This window comes from Methanosarcina sp. MTP4, from assembly GCF_000970045.1.
GTDB lineage: Archaea > Halobacteriota > Methanosarcinia > Methanosarcinales > Methanosarcinaceae > MTP4.
In genome coordinates this window covers 626,549-642,376 of the sequence record NZ_CP009505.1, presented here as the reverse complement: position 1 = coordinate 642,376, position 15,828 = coordinate 626,549, and the positions used below count along the sequence as shown (strand labels likewise).

General features: G+C 44.0%; 14 protein-coding genes. 6 read left to right on the top strand and 8 right to left on the bottom strand.

Annotated elements, in window-relative coordinates; translation table 11 throughout:
- Positions 1-2: 2 nt before the first annotated feature.
- Together pfdA and ftsY are read left to right on the top strand one after the other, a co-directional pair.
- Positions 3-431, top strand: coding sequence for a prefoldin subunit alpha (pfdA, locus tag MSMTP_RS02885; RefSeq protein ID WP_048177711.1), 429 nt, complete (start codon positions 3-5; stop codon positions 429-431).
- A gap of 107 nt (positions 432-538) precedes the next feature.
- Positions 539-1,777 (top strand): signal recognition particle-docking protein FtsY, encoded by a 1,239-nt coding sequence (ftsY, locus tag MSMTP_RS02880; RefSeq protein ID WP_048177709.1) that lies wholly within the window; start codon positions 539-541, stop codon positions 1,775-1,777.
- 226 nt (positions 1,778-2,003) lie between these two features.
- On the opposite strand, the gene MSMTP_RS02875 is transcribed toward ftsY, so the two are convergent.
- The 3 genes from MSMTP_RS02875 to MSMTP_RS02865 form a co-directional block, all read right to left on the bottom strand.
- Positions 2,004-2,183, bottom strand: coding sequence for a PspC domain-containing protein (locus tag MSMTP_RS02875; protein ID WP_048177708.1), 180 nt, complete (start codon positions 2,181-2,183; stop codon positions 2,004-2,006).
- A gap of 295 nt (positions 2,184-2,478) precedes the next feature.
- The gene (locus MSMTP_RS02870; protein WP_048177706.1) at positions 2,479-3,597 is read right to left on the bottom strand and encodes a hypothetical protein; all 1,119 of its coding nucleotides are present in this window, start codon (positions 3,595-3,597) and stop codon (positions 2,479-2,481) included.
- 178 nt (positions 3,598-3,775) lie between these two features.
- Positions 3,776-4,729 carry a DUF523 and DUF1722 domain-containing protein gene (locus MSMTP_RS02865; RefSeq protein ID WP_255351007.1) on the bottom strand — a complete coding sequence of 318 codons (954 nt, stop codon included), beginning with the start codon at positions 4,727-4,729 and terminating at the stop codon, positions 3,776-3,778.
- Positions 4,730-5,355: 626 nt separating this feature from the next.
- Between MSMTP_RS02865 and MSMTP_RS02860 the strand changes: the two genes are divergently transcribed.
- Entirely contained in the window at positions 5,356-6,039 is a 684-nt protein-coding gene (locus MSMTP_RS02860; RefSeq protein ID WP_082090472.1) for a peroxiredoxin, read from the top strand.
- Positions 6,040-6,980: 941 nt separating this feature from the next.
- Here the strand turns inward: MSMTP_RS02860 and proC are convergent.
- The 3 genes from proC to MSMTP_RS02835 form a co-directional block, all read right to left on the bottom strand.
- Positions 6,981-7,799, bottom strand: a complete 819-nt coding sequence (gene proC / locus MSMTP_RS02845) for a pyrroline-5-carboxylate reductase (protein ID WP_048177698.1) — start codon at positions 7,797-7,799, stop codon at positions 6,981-6,983.
- A 269-nt stretch (positions 7,800-8,068) separates the two neighbouring features.
- Positions 8,069-9,235 carry a glutamate 5-kinase gene (gene proB / locus MSMTP_RS02840; protein ID WP_048177696.1) on the bottom strand — a complete coding sequence of 389 codons (1,167 nt, stop codon included), beginning with the start codon at positions 9,233-9,235 and terminating at the stop codon, positions 8,069-8,071.
- A gap of 262 nt (positions 9,236-9,497) precedes the next feature.
- Positions 9,498-10,841 (bottom strand): glutamate-5-semialdehyde dehydrogenase, encoded by a 1,344-nt coding sequence (locus MSMTP_RS02835; protein WP_048177694.1) that lies wholly within the window; start codon positions 10,839-10,841, stop codon positions 9,498-9,500.
- 1,146 nt (positions 10,842-11,987) lie between these two features.
- On the opposite strand from MSMTP_RS02835, the gene MSMTP_RS02830 reads away from it, so the two are divergent.
- Complete coding sequence (locus MSMTP_RS02830; protein ID WP_048177692.1) at positions 11,988-12,404, top strand: DUF356 domain-containing protein; 417 nt, start codon at positions 11,988-11,990, stop codon at positions 12,402-12,404.
- A gap of 290 nt (positions 12,405-12,694) precedes the next feature.
- Here MSMTP_RS02830 and MSMTP_RS02825 read toward each other — a convergent pair whose 3' ends face one another.
- Together MSMTP_RS02825 and MSMTP_RS02820 are read right to left on the bottom strand one after the other, a co-directional pair.
- Entirely contained in the window at positions 12,695-13,126 is a 432-nt protein-coding gene (locus tag MSMTP_RS02825; protein ID WP_048182555.1) for a toprim domain-containing protein, read from the bottom strand.
- Positions 13,127-13,213: 87 nt separating this feature from the next.
- Positions 13,214-13,528 (bottom strand): DUF167 domain-containing protein, encoded by a 315-nt coding sequence (locus MSMTP_RS02820; protein WP_048177690.1) that lies wholly within the window; start codon positions 13,526-13,528, stop codon positions 13,214-13,216.
- A 727-nt stretch (positions 13,529-14,255) separates the two neighbouring features.
- On the opposite strand from MSMTP_RS02820, the gene MSMTP_RS02815 reads away from it, so the two are divergent.
- Both MSMTP_RS02815 and MSMTP_RS02810 read left to right on the top strand, forming a co-directional pair.
- Positions 14,256-15,386 carry an amidohydrolase family protein gene (locus MSMTP_RS02815; protein ID WP_048177689.1) on the top strand — a complete coding sequence of 377 codons (1,131 nt, stop codon included), beginning with the start codon at positions 14,256-14,258 and terminating at the stop codon, positions 15,384-15,386.
- Positions 15,383-15,823, top strand: coding sequence for a universal stress protein (locus MSMTP_RS02810; RefSeq protein ID WP_048177687.1), 441 nt, complete (start codon positions 15,383-15,385; stop codon positions 15,821-15,823). The genes MSMTP_RS02815 and MSMTP_RS02810 overlap by 4 nt, the downstream gene beginning before the upstream one ends.
- Positions 15,824-15,828 lie beyond the last annotated feature (5 nt).

Here is a 15,828-nt window from a genome sequence, read left to right as displayed (position 1 = left end):
GCATGCCAGAAGTCAGTGAAGATATCAGGAATCTAGCAGCCAGGCACCAGGAATTCCAGAGACAGGCCGAAGCCCTCAGGCAAGAAATGAATATGGTGCAGGCTTCCATTGCAAGCTGCGACCAGGCTATCACGACCATCAACGAGCTGAAGAAGGCAGGAGAAGAAGGCAAAGAAACCGAAACGATGGTTCCGGTAGGGTTTGGCTCATTCGTTCACGCTGAAATCAAAAACGTGGACAAGGTTGTTGTAAACCTGGGTGCCGGATTCAGTGCTGAAAAAAGTGCAGAAGGAGCTATAGAAATCCTTAACAGTCGCAAGGAGCAGCTTACAAAGATTCTCGAGCAAATGAACGCTTCACTGACTAAATTCATGCAGGGCATGCAGGCTCTTGAAGTGGAAGCTGAAAAATATAAACCCCAGGAAGCCTGAGAACAAGGCCCTGAACGGGAATGCAGCAAACTTAAAGCTTTAAAAATCAGATTCAAAAAATTTGAATCTTCATCTATTTTTTACTGATTTCTTTCGGGATTGATCCTGTGTTTAACAAACTTAAAGATAAACTTGGCAGTTTCAAAAAATCACTCAGTAAAACGATTGACGAAAAAGCGGTAGCTTTCGAACCGGCAGAAGGAAACGCGGCTGAAGTAGAAGAAATTCCTGAAACCCCTGAAGCGGTAGTTGAAACTTCCGCCGATGAAATTGCCAAACACGCTCCTGAAGAGCAGTTTGCCTATACCGAGCCGGAAACTGTAACTGAAACCCCCTCAAGGCCCGCAGTTCCGCTTGCCGGAAGAAAAGAAGAACAAGCTGAAAAAGAAGCCGGACCTGCAGTAGAAGAAAAGGAAGAAAAGAAATCATTTTTCAAAAAGGTTCCGAAAGTAGGGTTCGCAAAGAAGGCAAAAGCCCTGGTCTTTAACAGGGAAGTCTACCTGGATTCCAAGGATCTGGAAGAGCCCCTCTGGGAACTTGAGATGGCACTTCTGGAAAGCGACCTTGCCCTTACAGTTTCCGAAGCCATTGTGGAGTCCGTGAAAAACCAGCTAGCAGGCACCACAAAACACATAGGAAGCAACACAGGGGAGATTGTTGAAGAAGCCCTGAAAAAAGCCATCCATGAAGTGGTATCTGCAAATACCTTTGATTTCGATGAGTTCGTGAAGGACAGGACGAAGCCTGTCCACATCGTCTTCGTAGGCATAAACGGAACAGGAAAGACAACTTCCATTGCAAAACTCACAAGGTACCTCCAGAATTCGGACTACTCCGTGGTCCTTGCCGCAGGGGATACTTTCAGGGCAGGTGCAATCGACCAGCTCGAGATCCATGCAAACAGGCTCGGAGTAAAAATGATCAAGCACCAGGCCGGAGCTGACCCCGCTGCAGTCGTATATGACGCGGTCCAGTATGCAAAGTCCCATGGGACCGATTTCATACTTTCGGACACTGCAGGGCGCATGCACACAAACGTAAACCTCATGGTGCAGATGGAAAAAATCTGCAGGGTAAGTTCCCCCGACCTTGTGATCTTTGTGGATGAAGCAGTTGCAGGAAACGACGCAGTCGAGAGGGCAGCTCAGTTTAACGAGGCCGTGCCAATTGACGGGTCCATACTGACCAAGATCGATGCTGACTCCAAAGGAGGAGCCGCCATATCAATTGCCTATATCACAGGCAAACCAATACTCTTCTTCGGAGTTGGACAGGGCTACAACGACCTGAAAAAGTTTGACTCGGACTGGTTTGTGGACCAGCTCTTCAATCAGGACGGCACCTGAAATAAAAATACCCTAATTCCGCCATTTCCCGGATATCCCGGGAATGCCTTTTCTTACGTAGACCTTGTATTGCCTTACGTAGACTTTGTATTGCCTTACGTAGACTTTGTTTTGCCTTACGTAGACTTTGTTTTGCCTTACGTAGATTTTGTATTGCCTTATGTAGACTTTGTTTTGCCTTACGTAGACATTGTTTTGCAAGTAACTTTATCCAAAAGAACCCATTTCAGGGTTCTTCAGGGATTATAATCCAGGCTATAAGATAAGCCAATATTCCAGCACCCCAGAAAGTAAAAAGCAGCCACACCAGTCTTACGAGGGTCGGGTCAACATCAAAATATTCCCCTATGCCACCGCAGACTCCAAAAATCATCCTGTTGTTTCTTGATCGGTACAGTTTTTTCATTGTTCCACCAATTTTAAGAAGTTACTGAAAACCCGGTCGGAGAGTGCCGGGATGTTGAGGCCACCTTTTAATATTTATAAGGCCTCTTTGAAGATTTTAAAAGCTCCTTAAAGGATTTGAGCTTAAGATTGGACGTAAAGGTATTTTAGTAGGGTAGGATATTAAAGCTACTCTTAAGAGTAATGAGAATTAAGGATTCATCATTTAAATTTTTCCCCCTTTTAAAAAAGCTGGGCAATTCCCAGCTTGTGCATATAGAACGTCTGGAATCAGAACCCTGAAAAACCCGGAATTTTTAAAGAGAGACCCAATCACTCATGATTTCCTCCGTCAGGGCATCCTCCCCAAAAGCCCTCACGTATACCCTGAATGTTGCCTTTCCGGGAACATGAAGCCCCTTTGCACTGTAGTAATAGGTTTCTTCAGGCTCAACCCTGAGAGGGGTACTTTTTATAGTGTCCCATGTCCCGAGTTCATCCGGAGCCTGAAGGGCAACGTAGATTGTAGTGTTCTCAGCTCTTTCGGACCCCACATTCCTCATTGTGACATTGACATCCACAACCCCTTCCATATCAGAATATTCACACTGTGCCCTGAAATCAAGGAGTATCAGGGGGCGTTTATACACCGGAATAACACGTACAGGCTTGTCCCGGTATTCTTCAGGCATCTCCCCAATCCTCCAGTCACTGCCGGTGGTCTCGAGGTAATAGTATTGCTCCCCCCCATACACAAAACTCCTGCCTTCAGTCCCGGAATCGCAGTGAATTCCCAGAGCCATGTGCTCGGGAAGTTCCAGAAGCGCAACATCATAGCCCATCTCCTGCAGGATTGCAACGGAAAGGATAGACGTGTCTTCGCAGTCCCCCTCACTGTCATAAAGGGTTTCGTATGGGAAACGAGGATACTGGTCATACCCCGCACTTACAAGATCCGAACTGTAGTTCAGGGACTGGACAAAAGAGATGCAAAGCCCCGGGACCTTTGATTCATCTAGCCCGTAATCCCCGGAAAGGGAAAGAAGGGTCTTTGCTATGCTTTTGATAAGGGGATCATCATAAGGGTCCGAGGCAAAAAGGTCATAATCTCTTTTTCTCGTTCTTTCCCTGTATACACCATAGAGTTCGTCATCAAGCAAAAGCGTAAGATGCCAGCGGTAACCTTCATAGTTCCAGGAATAGGTCCTTGAAGATTTTCCGGATTCCATAGCTTTTTCAGTTATCTTTACCCCTGAAGGAGCTGACTGAACCCCGTAGTCCCCGGAAGGCCCCTCAACCCTCGAACGGAGTTCCACATCAGGAAGTCCCTTATCAGGAAGTTCCATGTCAGGAGAATAATCTGAAACTTGCCAGAAGAAGAGATATCCGAATAAAACCATAAACATGAGAAAAAAAAGCCTGGTTTCTGCTCTCATAAAATGTCCCCCCCCAGCCCTTCAGCTTCTCAAACCCCAATTAGCCCCTTAGATGTTACCGGAAAAGGATTCCAGTACAGCCTGGTAGAGTCTCATTTTCGGGATTATCGCAAATTCAAATAATTTGTGCTTCTCAGTTCCACAGGTCATATCTCAAATCAATATAAAGTTGCAACTCTCACTTCCAGAGGTCCTCTCTGATATGAGAATTCACCGGGTCCACTTCCATCAGACCTTCGGGATAAGGATTGAAAAATGTTTGTCTCATCAGGTACTCATCCTCAAAGCGGATAATCCAGGACCTTATTGTGTTTATTGCAGGGCAAAGCGAGACTTTACCTTCCCTGTATTTCTGGATCCATTCAAAAAAGAAGGCTTTTTCCGGATCCGATAGATCTTCCGAAAAATGCCCCATAGCATGCATGAGTACGTTGATGTTCGAAGTGTATCTGGGAGCCCTTGAAAAAGCCTTGTAGAGATGCACCTGGTACTCAGGAATCAGTTCCCCAAAGGCCATGTGGTCTTTATTTGCAACAATACTCCCCAATCCCTTGAGTTCTGTCTGGTTGTAAGCCATGAGAAGAAATTTGTTCTCCGTATGGAAGGTCACCAGGTCTTTTATCCTACCTTCGTTTCGAACTTTACGAAAACTGGCAAAAGCAAAAAGTTTCGTCAAAAAATGGTCTTTAATCCGGGTGTTTCGAAGCCTCCCTTCATCTTCAATCGGAAGAGAAGGATATCTCCCCAGAACTTCCCGAGCAAAAAACCCGGCAGTTTTCTCAACAGCCCCTGATTTTCCAGTGGAAGGATAAACTCTCACATCCTTTGTCCCGCACGAGGGAGATCGGCTTTTCAGGATGAAACCATCCAATGCATCCAACGAATCCAGGAAAGATGCGGAAAAGGCATTCATAGCTTCCGTGACATCCTTGCCAGTCGCAGGCTGCACAAGCCTCTGTTCACCCTCTTCCAGAACAATCCTCACAGGATTCCTGGGAACCCCTAACCCGGATTCCATCTCTGCACATACAGGCAGGAAGTCAACATAATCCTTGAGTTTTGCCACAATATGACTGGTTATCATGTCCCCGTTGTAACGGCAATGGTCAAACTCCAGACATTTGCTGACCACAACTTTCGGTCTAACAAACTCCCTTATAAAAAATCCCCCATAAAAAGGATGGAATTGATCACATAAATTGCTTTCCGAAAAAAGGAGTGTCTGTTACTATTTTAAGATAAGAATCAAAGAATCATTTGAAAAAGAATAGAAATAATTTCACACCCCAATGAGAAATTTTCCAGGAGTTACGCAAGTGATATATAAGAATGAAAATAATTTGTGAGAGGGATGATGTAGGGAAGTATTCGGGCAACGGTCTAAATATCTGGAGTAGAGAAACATCCGGAAAACTAAGGAATACGAACCAAACGCAAAAGCAAAAAAGGTCTAAATATCTGGAGTAGAGAAACATCCGGAAAACTAAGGAATACGAACCAAACGCAAAAGCAAAAAAGGTCTAAATATCTGGAGTAGAGAAACATCCGGAAAACTAAGGAATACGAACCAAACGCAAAAGCAAAAAAGGTCTAAATATCTGGAGTAGAGAAACATCCGGAAAACTGTCAAGATATACCGGTATGGAGAAACATCTGGACAATAGTCCAGATATGCTGATGTAGGAGTCCCGTTACTTAATCCCTGACCTGAAAAGAGTTATAAAAACCTCTGGAAATCTATAACAGTGGAGGGTAGAAATGGACGAAAACGCAAGTGAACAGATACGTATGCCGCTGATAGGAGATGATGCTCCTGCCTTTACCGCAGTAACAACCAAAGGTACGATCAACTTTCCCGAAGATTACAAAGGAAAATGGGTAATCCTGTTCAGCCACCCCGCAGACTTCACACCCGTATGCACCACCGAGTTCATGACCTTTGCCAGCATGCAGGAAGAATTCAGGGAAATAAACACGGAACTTATAGGGCTGTCCATAGACAGCGTATTTTCTCACGTCGCCTGGCTGCAGAGGATCGAGGAAAAAATTGAGTACAGGGGTATGAAAAACCTGAAGATCGATTTCCCCGTGATTGCAGACCTGACGATGGACGTTGCAAAGAAGTACGGGATGGTACAGCCAAATGCCTCGACAACCCAGGCGGTCAGAGCAGTATTTTTGATGGACCCCGAGGCAAAAATCAGGGCAATCATCTATTATCCGCTGGCAAACGGGAGAAACATGCAGGAAATCAAGAGACTCCTGAACGCCCTTCAGAAGAGTGACGCCGAAAAGATTGCAACTCCGGCAAACTGGCAGCCAGGGGACGACGTTATCATCCCACCTCCCACCTCAATTGACGGTGCAAGAGAAAGGCTTGAAAAAGAAGAGGAAGGAAGGTGCTGCCTTGATTGGTTCATGTGCCTGAAGAAGGACAAATAACCGCCAAAAAACAGATTCTGTAAACTGAGATTAAGGGATAAGTCAAATATAATATCAAGTATTTTTGTTTACGATTCCTTAACCACGGAATACACGGAAGCCGGCCTGAAGGCCGGTGAGTACTCCGGAACTTTAAATAATCGATTCAAAACCCATTGTGAACAAAACGCCAGATCAACCTTAATTGTCGTCTTCCAACCGACCTTTTTCCGTGCTTTTCCGTGTCTTTCCGTGGTTTGAATGCACACACCAAACGTCTCCACCAACAAAAACACAACCTATATGAGTATAGAGCAATTCCCGATACGAAAATCTGAAGTTATATTTCATCATTCCTAAAAGAACGGGGTGAAGGAAACACTTTTCATTTTGCATCCCTACCCCCCGTCTTTAAGAATTCTTTCTGACAACTTTTTTGAGAATTTTTTCAGACAACCTATCCTACCAACCTTTTTGTGCTCACAAATCATTTTTTGCGGAGGATTATATTTAGAGGTACTTTTTTGAAAAGGTATTAAATTTAGTAGTAAAGGGTTGTATGTTTCAGTTTCAGACATCCTTCAGACCTCATTCGTTTTTAACTTGGATTTAAACTTCTGGAATTGTAACTTAATAACGGATAGAACCCTCAACTATACTGATTTATGCTTGGTCATATCCAAAATAAAAATAGATTTATGATAAAATATAAACAAAAACAAAACAGAAGGAACAAAAAAGAAAAACACACATGATATCCTTCGAATAACATGCCCAAAGAATGAAAGTACATGTGGACTTTCATGCCAAAAGGAGAAGAAAGGTGCTCAAACATATTTTAGTTTATAATTCAGTTATAGTTAAAGAAATAGATTCAAAGCAAGCGACAGAGAAAAACAAACCAAAATAAGTCGAGGGACCTCTTACCTCCGTAAGAGACCCCGAAAAAGGGAAAAGAAAAATTATTTTTTCCCAAGTTCTTTAGAGCGCTCACTTGCCCTGATAACGGCATTCATGAAGGCAGCCCTTACCCCGGCTTCTTCGAGGGCGTGAACGCCCTGAATTGTGGTCCCTCCCGGAGATGTGACCATATCCTTGAGTTCTCCGGGGTGCATGCCCGTTTCAAGAGCCATTTTTGCAGCCCCCAGCACGGTCTGGGCAGCGAGAGAGAGAGCACTTTGCCGGTCCAGCCCTTCAAAAACAGCTCCGTCGGCCATGGCCTCGATTATCGGGAAGATGAAGGCAGGCCCACTTCCGGAAAGCCCGGTTACCGCATCCATAAGAGATTCCGGAACCCGTACAGCAGTCCCCACGGCAGAGAAGATCTCAAGGGCTGTTTCAATATCTTCACCAGTAGCGTTTTTACCAGGAGCAATCCCGGAAGCAGCTTCCGAAACCGTGGCTGCAATGTTTGGCATCACGCGCACAACCCTTGTGCCTTCTGGCAAGGCATCCTCATAAGTGGAGAGGGGAACTCCTGCAGCAATCGAGATCACAAGCTTTTCAGGAGTGAGAATTGCACTCAGCTTTGCAAGCACAGAGCCCAGGATCTGAGGCTTCACGGCAAGGAGAAGAATATCCGAATCCTCTACAATTACGCTGTTGTCAGTCGACACCCGGATTCCCAGCTGTTCTTCCAGGGCTTTCAGGCCAGGCTCATACACGTCGCTTGCCCCTACACTTGAAGGGTCCACGATCCCGGCTTTTATGATACCCTGCATGAGGGCAGAACCCATCTTCCCTGCCCCGATAAATCCTATATTTTTGTTCTGAACTGTCATACTTGATGCCTCCATGTAAAAATAAAATGATTCTGATAGTTATTCAGATACGATTCAGACATGATTTCGATAGTGATTCAAATAGTGATTCAAATAGTGATTCAGATATGATTTTGATAGTAATTTAGGATATTTGGATCCGAATATTGAGATTCAAATAGTGATTCAGATATGATTTTGATAGTAATTTAGGATATTTGGATCCGAATATTGAGTCAGAATGTTTAAATAAGAATATTTAAAGGAATGAGGGCACTAAAGATGCCCCGTTACTCAGGATGTTCCGACGAATCCATAAACCCGATGTTTTCCGTCTTTATGACATTGTCATAGTTTTTATAACCGAGGATACTCTCGATCTGGTCGGTGTGAGCTCCTTTTATTTCCATCAGTTCTTCGGAAGTATAGTCAGTGATCCCTTTTGCAAAAACCCTGCCAGCACATTCGAGTTTCACGACATCGCCCCTGCCAAAATCACCCTCAACACCTACAACTCCCGCAGGAAGAAGACTGTTTTTCCCGAGAATTGCAGCTTTTGCCCCGGCGTCCACGCGGATAGTCCCTGAAGCTTTCGAGAGAATAATCCAGCGGGAGCGGTTTTTCTGGATGTGCCTTTCTGCAAGGAAGAGAGTCCCCACATCCTCACCTGAAAGGATTTTGAGGAGAACATCATCTATATCGCTGTTTGCGATCACAACATAGCAGCCTGCCATGCTGCAGATCTTTGCAGCCTTGATTTTCGTCCGCATCCCCCCAACCCCTTTAAAGCTGGTAGGGTCTCCCCCATAACTCTCGATTTCGGGGGTAATTTTTTCCACCAGGGAGATGAGTCGGGCATCGCTGTTCATCTTCGGGTTCCTGTCAAAGAGCCCTTCAATGTCCGAGAGAATGACCAGAAGGTCGGCATCGATCTTGCTGGCAACCATTGCTGAAAGCTTGTCGTTATCCCCGAAAATAGCTTCAATCTCATTCGTGCAGGTGCAGTCGTTTTCATTAATGATTGGAACGACTCCGTACTCGAGCAAAGTGGAGATACTGTTCCGCAGGTTCAGGTAGGTCACCCGGTCCGAGTAGAAGTCATAGGTCAGGAGGATCTGCGCAACCTTCATTCCATACTTCGAAAATGCCCGGATCCAGTCCTGCATCAGGAGGCTTTGGCCAACCGCTGCCGCAGCCTGCCGGATCGGGATTGCCCGGGGTTTGGGAGCAATACCCATTTCATGGAGCCCCACACCTATGGCGCCCGAGCTTACAAGGATCACTTCTTTCCCATGCTTTCTAAGTTCGAAAACCTGGGCTGCGACCCCTTCCATGAATACCGGATCTATGCTGCAGTTTTCCTTCGTTTCGTCACAGTTCCGTTTGGTTATCGAGGAAGTCCCGATCTTGATAACAACCTTGTTTACATCGTGGAAAAACTGTTTTCTATCTGTCAAGAGTAATGCCTCTTAGGGTATTTTGAATTGCAGCGCTTACCCGGACCTCAGTACAAAGCCGCACGGGGTTCTCGCTGCAATAGGGGATTTACACCGCCTCTGCGCATTTTCCGGCGCAAATTTCACATTTCAAATATATAAGTATTTCATAATTATTCGGAAGATTTAGCCCGAGTTAAGGATTCAGGTGAACAATTGATTCCGCTCAAACCTGCATAGTTCATACCTACTTCAGTTAAAACCTGCCTGGTTCAGAACTGATTCAGTTAGCATCTCCAAACTTAAGGTCAAGTTTCCTGTGAGCGAAGGGTTTTGCGTCTTTTCCGGCATAATCCGCTACAATGTGCCCTTTCCCCATGAGGATGTACTTGTAAATCAGAAGGCCTTCCATGCCCGTCGGCCCCCGGGAATGAATCTTGTTCGTGCTGATCCCGACTTCGGCACCTTTTCCATAGCGATAGCCGTCTGCAAAGCGAGTGGAGGCATTAACCATGATACTGGAAGAATCTACAAGCCCGGTGAACTTCTTTCTCCTCTCATCGCTTGTGGTGATGATCCCGTCGCTGTGGTGGGAGCCGTAGGTATTGATGTGGTCAATGGCTTCCTTGATCGAGTCAACGATTTTGACAGAAAGGATAAGGTCATTGTACTCAAGGCCCCAGTCCTCTGCCGTAGCCTTTGCAAGAGAAGACAGACCCTTTCCTGCAAGCAGGGTGTAGCTATCCTCATCGCAGCGCAGCTCCACTCCGGCTTCAAGATACATTTCCGCCATTTTCGGGAGGAAAGCTTCGGCAAGGTTCCGATTTACGAGCAGGGTTTCGATTGCATTGCAGACCGCAGGGTACTGCACCTTCGCATCGAAACAGACCTTCCAGGCCGTTTCCAGGTCCGCAAACTCGTCTATGTAATAGTGGCAAATGCCACTTGTGTGCCCCAGCACTGGGATCCTCGTGTTATCCTGAATGAACTTGACAAATTCGTTGGAACCCCTCGGGATAAGGAGGTCTATGTAAGCGTCCAGGCTAAGGAGATCCATGACCTCTTCCCGGGTCTCTATCAACTGAAAAGCACCCTGTGGCATTCCTTCCGTGGATTCGATAGCTCTTACGAGAATATCGAAGATCGTGCGGTTCGACTCCCTTGCTTCACTCCCGCCCTTGAAAATCGTTGCGTTCCCGCTTTTCAGGCAAAGGGACATGACCTGTGGCACCACGTCAGGCCGGGACTCGAAGATAACCCCTATCAGGCCAATAGGACAACTCACCTGATAGAGGATCAGCCCATCATCAAGTTCAAGAGCCGAAAGGGTTTCTCCCACAGGGTCTTCCAGTTTTATTACGTCCCTGATTCCTGCTATCATCCCATCAATTTTCGAATCGTTGACCTTCAGCCTGTCCACAAGAGCCTGGGTGAGCTTCCCGGATTTTTTCAGCTCTTCAGCATATTCACAGTCCTTTACATTTGCTTCGAGAATTGCTTTTCTTTCCCTATCAAGGGCATCTGCCATGGCCTCCAGAGCCCTGTTTTTAATTTCCGTACTCACGCTGGCAAGTTCGATTGACGCTTTCTTTGCCGTAATTACCTTCGTTTCGATATCCTCAGCCATATAATCACCGAATTATGAACTAAACTTTGATTTATGAAATAACCTTTAAACGTATCGAGTTCCATGCAATAACCATTAAATGAATCATGACCCGGCAGATAAGCCGGAGAGGCAGAAAAACCAACCTCATCAATTGATAGAGCAAATCACACCACACATATATCCAGGAGGGTATTAAGCCTTCCACACTGCACCTTTTGTGTAAATATAGGACAAATTATAATTGTGAAATATAATTGAAAAGGATTTTTCCACATTAAGATGACAACTTTACATTAGTATGTAAGTTCCCATTTGTGACATACGACATGACAGGATCATGACGCGCCAGAATAATCCATTTGCATCCACAGGCTTTTTTCGTCTACAAGGCCAAACAGATAGCACGAAGAATACGTTATTGCACGTATTTGTGTACTGTTCAGGTATATGATACAGGCAGGACCTAAATAAAAGATACCATTCTTGAAGGGGAGTTCTTAAAGCCTGGCCAGAAATTGGAAATTGTAATAAACTTTATAATATTATTTTGTATTGAACCAATTTATCATTCAAGAAGTTGAAAGCAGGAGATTGAAGAGACAATACACATTTCATAAATATGTAAGAGCCAGATCAAAGCTTTTGATCAAATCAAAACAATTAAGTTTAGATGACAGTATATTAAGATAGAGAGAGTTAACAAGATTAATATAACATACAATGTTAACTATGTTAACGAGATCACTGTGCAGATGTTATATGACATAGGAAAGAGGGTTAATCCTTATTTAATTTCAGGAGGGAGCAGGAAAAATAAAGCAAATTTGCTTCTTCCGGAAATATTATTTCAAAACGAATATATATTCGGAGAATATAAGTATAGAATACTCCAGTAAAACGAAGGAAATACTACATACTGAAAAATGATCTTACAATGCGCCTGTGTAATTTTTGAACTTCGTCGGCATGAAGGTAAGAAGCGGGTTGGGTGTACTTAACCAGTAATTCCAAACATTTTTGAAGGGAGAAAAGCCCCTCAGCATGTCGTTTTCACAAAGAGAACTTCTGGTTAGCAATTTATCAGCCCTCATGTACAAAGATTATTATAGGTGCAGAGCAATAAAGAAATGGGGAAAACTTTAGTAGATTGGCGGTGTGTAAAAAATGAAATCTTTCGCATTAGTCCGGGCAGACGACTCGGACAAAGTAAAAATAGCCCTGCATGACTTAGAACGGTACGGACACATTCAGTTTTCAGCTACTCCCAGATGCATCGAACCAAATATAGCCGATGATCTTCTTGTCAGCGTAATGGGAGTACCTCTCAAGTCAAAATGCAACTCTGCAGCACTTGTAGAACTGAACAACCATGCTGGAGCAGCAATTAGCAGATTGAAGAAAATTCATCCTCCTGCCCATATAATCATCATCAGTCCGAGGCACAAGATGTTCGAGGAGCTGGCTGGCAAGTTCCAGAAGTATCCAGAATTTGACAGAACGTTTAACCAGCAAAAGCATCCCGATAACCTCTCTATGGTTCAGGAAAAAGAGGAAGCTGACAAAGCAGTGCAAAATGAATAGGAACTGTTAATCCCTCTTCCAAGATGAATTACCTGTCCAAATCCACCTCATTTATTTTTTATTTTGGAGAGGATTAAATGCATTTTCACCCACTTTTAGTTTAACACTTTTAGTTTAACACTTTTAGTTTAACACTTTTAGTTTAACACTTTTAGTTTAACACTTTTAGTTTAACACTTTTAGTTTAACACTTTTAGTTATAGGTCTTCCCGCCAGTCCACATTAGTTATTCAATGAGTTGCCGATTCCAAAAAAGCTTTTCAAGCCCACTTATCTAAAAAAAATCAAATTCAGCATAGATCAGAGTCAGTGTATGCGCCTGTTAAAGCTCTGAGCTTTGAGACATATGTGTACAGGCTTTCCACATCCTTGATTTCTTTCTGCGTAATGAGCTTTAGCTTATGCCGGATCTGAAGTTCGGGATTTATGGCGAGATTTCCGAAATATTCAGTTAGTTTTGAGGCCAGCAGGTCCCCTCTGCGGTCCCAGTCAGTAAGCACGACAATATCCCGGTTCTGCCGTGCTATTTTCTCGGAGAAATTAAGAAGAGGGTGCTGGGTGGCAAGCTCAAAATGTCCTTCTATCCCAAGCTTCTTTAGCGAAAGAACATCTCTTTTGCCTTCCACTATTATTATAGAGCCTTTTTCGGCATACTCAGAAAGCTCGGAAAGCAGCTCTTCAAGCCTCTCAAGCCTTTTTCTGTATACTTCAACATCAACCACGTTTACCATCAACCTTTTCTTATGATATAGCCTCGACAGGGCAGGGAATCCACCAGAACTTAACAGAGATCTTTTTGGGCCTTTATATTATTTCAAACGGGACCCAAAAACCGAGACTGCCTGCTCGTAAGAAATACCTTTTATCAAAACAGATTTTTTGCTGCTTGTAGCCCCACTGCTGATCATGATGCTGGAACTACTGATTCCGAAAAATTCAGCAAGGCTTTCGATCAACTGTCCATTTGCTTTTCCTTTCTGGGCATTTTTAGTAAGTTTGACCTCAATTCTCTTACGCCATTCATTATAACCACTGGGAACAGACACGGATTTTGACCCGGGTGTGACCTCTATATCCACAATTACTCCGGAATCCAGTGATTTTATTGCGTCTTCAAAAGACATGTTTGTTAGCTTTTTCCGGATATCCTATAAATCAATAACGAATTAATCTGCAATAAATCAATACAACAACCACATCAGTGATTAATCTGCAACTGATCAAATACACGCAACTATATCGGTGAAGGCGGCAAATAGCGGTTACAAGAGTTGCCAAGAATGCTGACCAGCATTATCAAAAAAACTTACTGACCACGACTGAAGAACCACAAAAATAAAAGTACAAATTGAACAAGGAAAACAGGTAGAAATAGTGCTGTAGCCCGAGCGCACTAACTCCGAAAGTTCATCCTCTGGCAATCCGCAGTCCCTTCCGGTTACCCTCGTGCCGGGCATTCTCACACTATAGGTGTATCGCATTGGGGTTGTCTGTACATTCACAGGCAGGGAATCCCATATCCTCGTGCAAGGACCTATACAATGCGACTGAGTGTTTAAATATCTGTATTTAGATATAAAGATAACGCCCCCTACATGCATATACCATATATCGTATATCATGTTTACAGATAGGACATGCCAGGAAGGATAGTTAGGACATATTCCAGCATATGGGGGGAATTTAATAGTGTATATATGGAAAAAATCCGGAAAATATACCGACTTGAACCAAACTACACAAAAAGTTTCATAAAATATATAAGATTCTTAAGGAAAAGTTATATAGGATGCCCATATCTGGTCATCAATAATTGGACTCAAGCGCCATAAACAATAGGGTTGCTTTTCTATGTACGGCATTGAAAAGATCATCTCCGGAACTATAATTTCAGGCCCCGAACTTGAACCTATCAGGGGCTACGTCTGCATAAAAAACGGGATAATTACGGAAATCGGAGAAGAAAACACTAATTCTTCCAACATTATAGCACCCTGTTTCATCAACGCCCACACCCACCTTGGGGATTCCGTATTCAAAGACCCGTCTCTGGGGAAAGTTTCCGGTTTCAGGGTTGAAAGAGAACTTGATTCACTTGTAAAACCCCCTGATGGATTGAAACATCGGATACTTCGACAAACATCCTATCCGGCCCTCATAGAAAGCATTAGAAGGTCTCTGCTCGATATGATCGAAACGGGTACTTTTGCTTTTGCGGATTTCAGAGAAGGAGGAGTTGTGGGGGCTGCAGCACTGAATAAAGCTCTTGAAGGCCTTAATATCCATTCTCTTGTATTCGGAAGACCAGATAAACCCGAATTAGCTCTGGAAACCGTTCTGAATGAGATAAAAAGAGTTCTTTTGCACTCTGACGGGCTAGGGATGAGCGGAGCAAACGATCTGGACTTCAAGCGCCTAGAAGAAATTGCCGCCTGCACCAGGAAAAGGAATAAACTCTTTGCAATCCATGCAGGAGAAAAAAAGAGGGACGACATTGAAAAAGCCCTTTCACTGAATCCTGATTTGCTCATTCACCTTACAAAAGCAGAAAAAAAAGACCTGGACCAGGTAGCAGATGCCGGAATTCCGGTAGTTGTCTGTCCAAGATCCAACTTTGTAACAGGAGTTGGCATGGCACCTATTGCCGAAATGCTCGAAGCAGGTATTCGAGTAGCCGCCGGCACTGATAATGTAATGTTAAATTCTGTAAATATGTTTGCTGAAATGGAATTTATGTCCAAAGTGTTTTCGATTGATGACAGACAAGTATTTAAAATTTGTACACTTAATGGTTCTTTTGTAATGGGGCTTGATTCCAAGGGTTCAATAGAAAAGGGGAATAAAGCTAATTTGATGATCCTTAACGGAAATTCAAATAATCTTACAGGGATAAAGGACCCGATAAATGGAGTCGTCAGGCGGGCCAGACCCGACGATATACTATCCGTGCTTCATTCAAAGCAGATGGAGAACATAACATGACAAGCGAGTTTTACAGGAACATTGTGATTGCAACCGATGGATCTGAGAACAGTGACAGGGCGATATCTTATGGGATTGAGATTGCAAAAATGAGCGGGGCTACAGTCCATGCACTCTACGTGGTGGATACATCTTCTTTTTCCTCAATACCCATGGATGCCGGTTGGGAAGCAATGTACGAAATCCTGAAGAATGAAGGGAATAAAGCGATTTCCTACGTAAAGGAAACCGGAGAAGCCACGGGGGTTGAAGTCAAAGAAATTCTTGGGGAAGGACATCCGAGCAACGAGATAATCGATTTCGCAGAAAACAACAACGTTGACCTGATAGTAATGGGAACACACGGAAAAAGTGGGATTGACAGGTTCCTCCTTGGCAGCGTTGCTGAGAAAGTTGTACGGAACTCAAAGATCCCGGTAATGGTTGTCAGGAGTTAAGCGAA

Coding starts and splice junctions, on each gene's coding strand:
- MSMTP_RS02830 (WP_048177692.1), top strand. CDS start 11,988: ATGAAATCTTTCGCATTAGTCCGGGCAGACGACTCGGACAAAGTAAAA.
- proC (WP_048177698.1), bottom strand. CDS start 7,799: ATGACAGTTCAGAACAAAAATATAGGATTTATCGGGGCAGGGAAGATG.
- MSMTP_RS02875 (WP_048177708.1), bottom strand. CDS start 2,183: ATGAAAAAACTGTACCGATCAAGAAACAACAGGATGATTTTTGGAGTC.
- MSMTP_RS02810 (WP_048177687.1), top strand. CDS start 15,383: ATGACAAGCGAGTTTTACAGGAACATTGTGATTGCAACCGATGGATCT.
- MSMTP_RS02820 (WP_048177690.1), bottom strand. CDS start 13,528: ATGTCTTTTGAAGACGCAATAAAATCACTGGATTCCGGAGTAATTGTG.
- MSMTP_RS02835 (WP_048177694.1), bottom strand. CDS start 10,841: ATGGCTGAGGATATCGAAACGAAGGTAATTACGGCAAAGAAAGCGTCA.
- pfdA (WP_048177711.1), top strand. CDS start 3: ATGCCAGAAGTCAGTGAAGATATCAGGAATCTAGCAGCCAGGCACCAG.
- MSMTP_RS02860 (WP_082090472.1), top strand. CDS start 5,356: ATGGACGAAAACGCAAGTGAACAGATACGTATGCCGCTGATAGGAGAT.
- MSMTP_RS02870 (WP_048177706.1), bottom strand. CDS start 3,597: ATGAGAGCAGAAACCAGGCTTTTTTTTCTCATGTTTATGGTTTTATTC.
- MSMTP_RS02815 (WP_048177689.1), top strand. CDS start 14,256: ATGTACGGCATTGAAAAGATCATCTCCGGAACTATAATTTCAGGCCCC.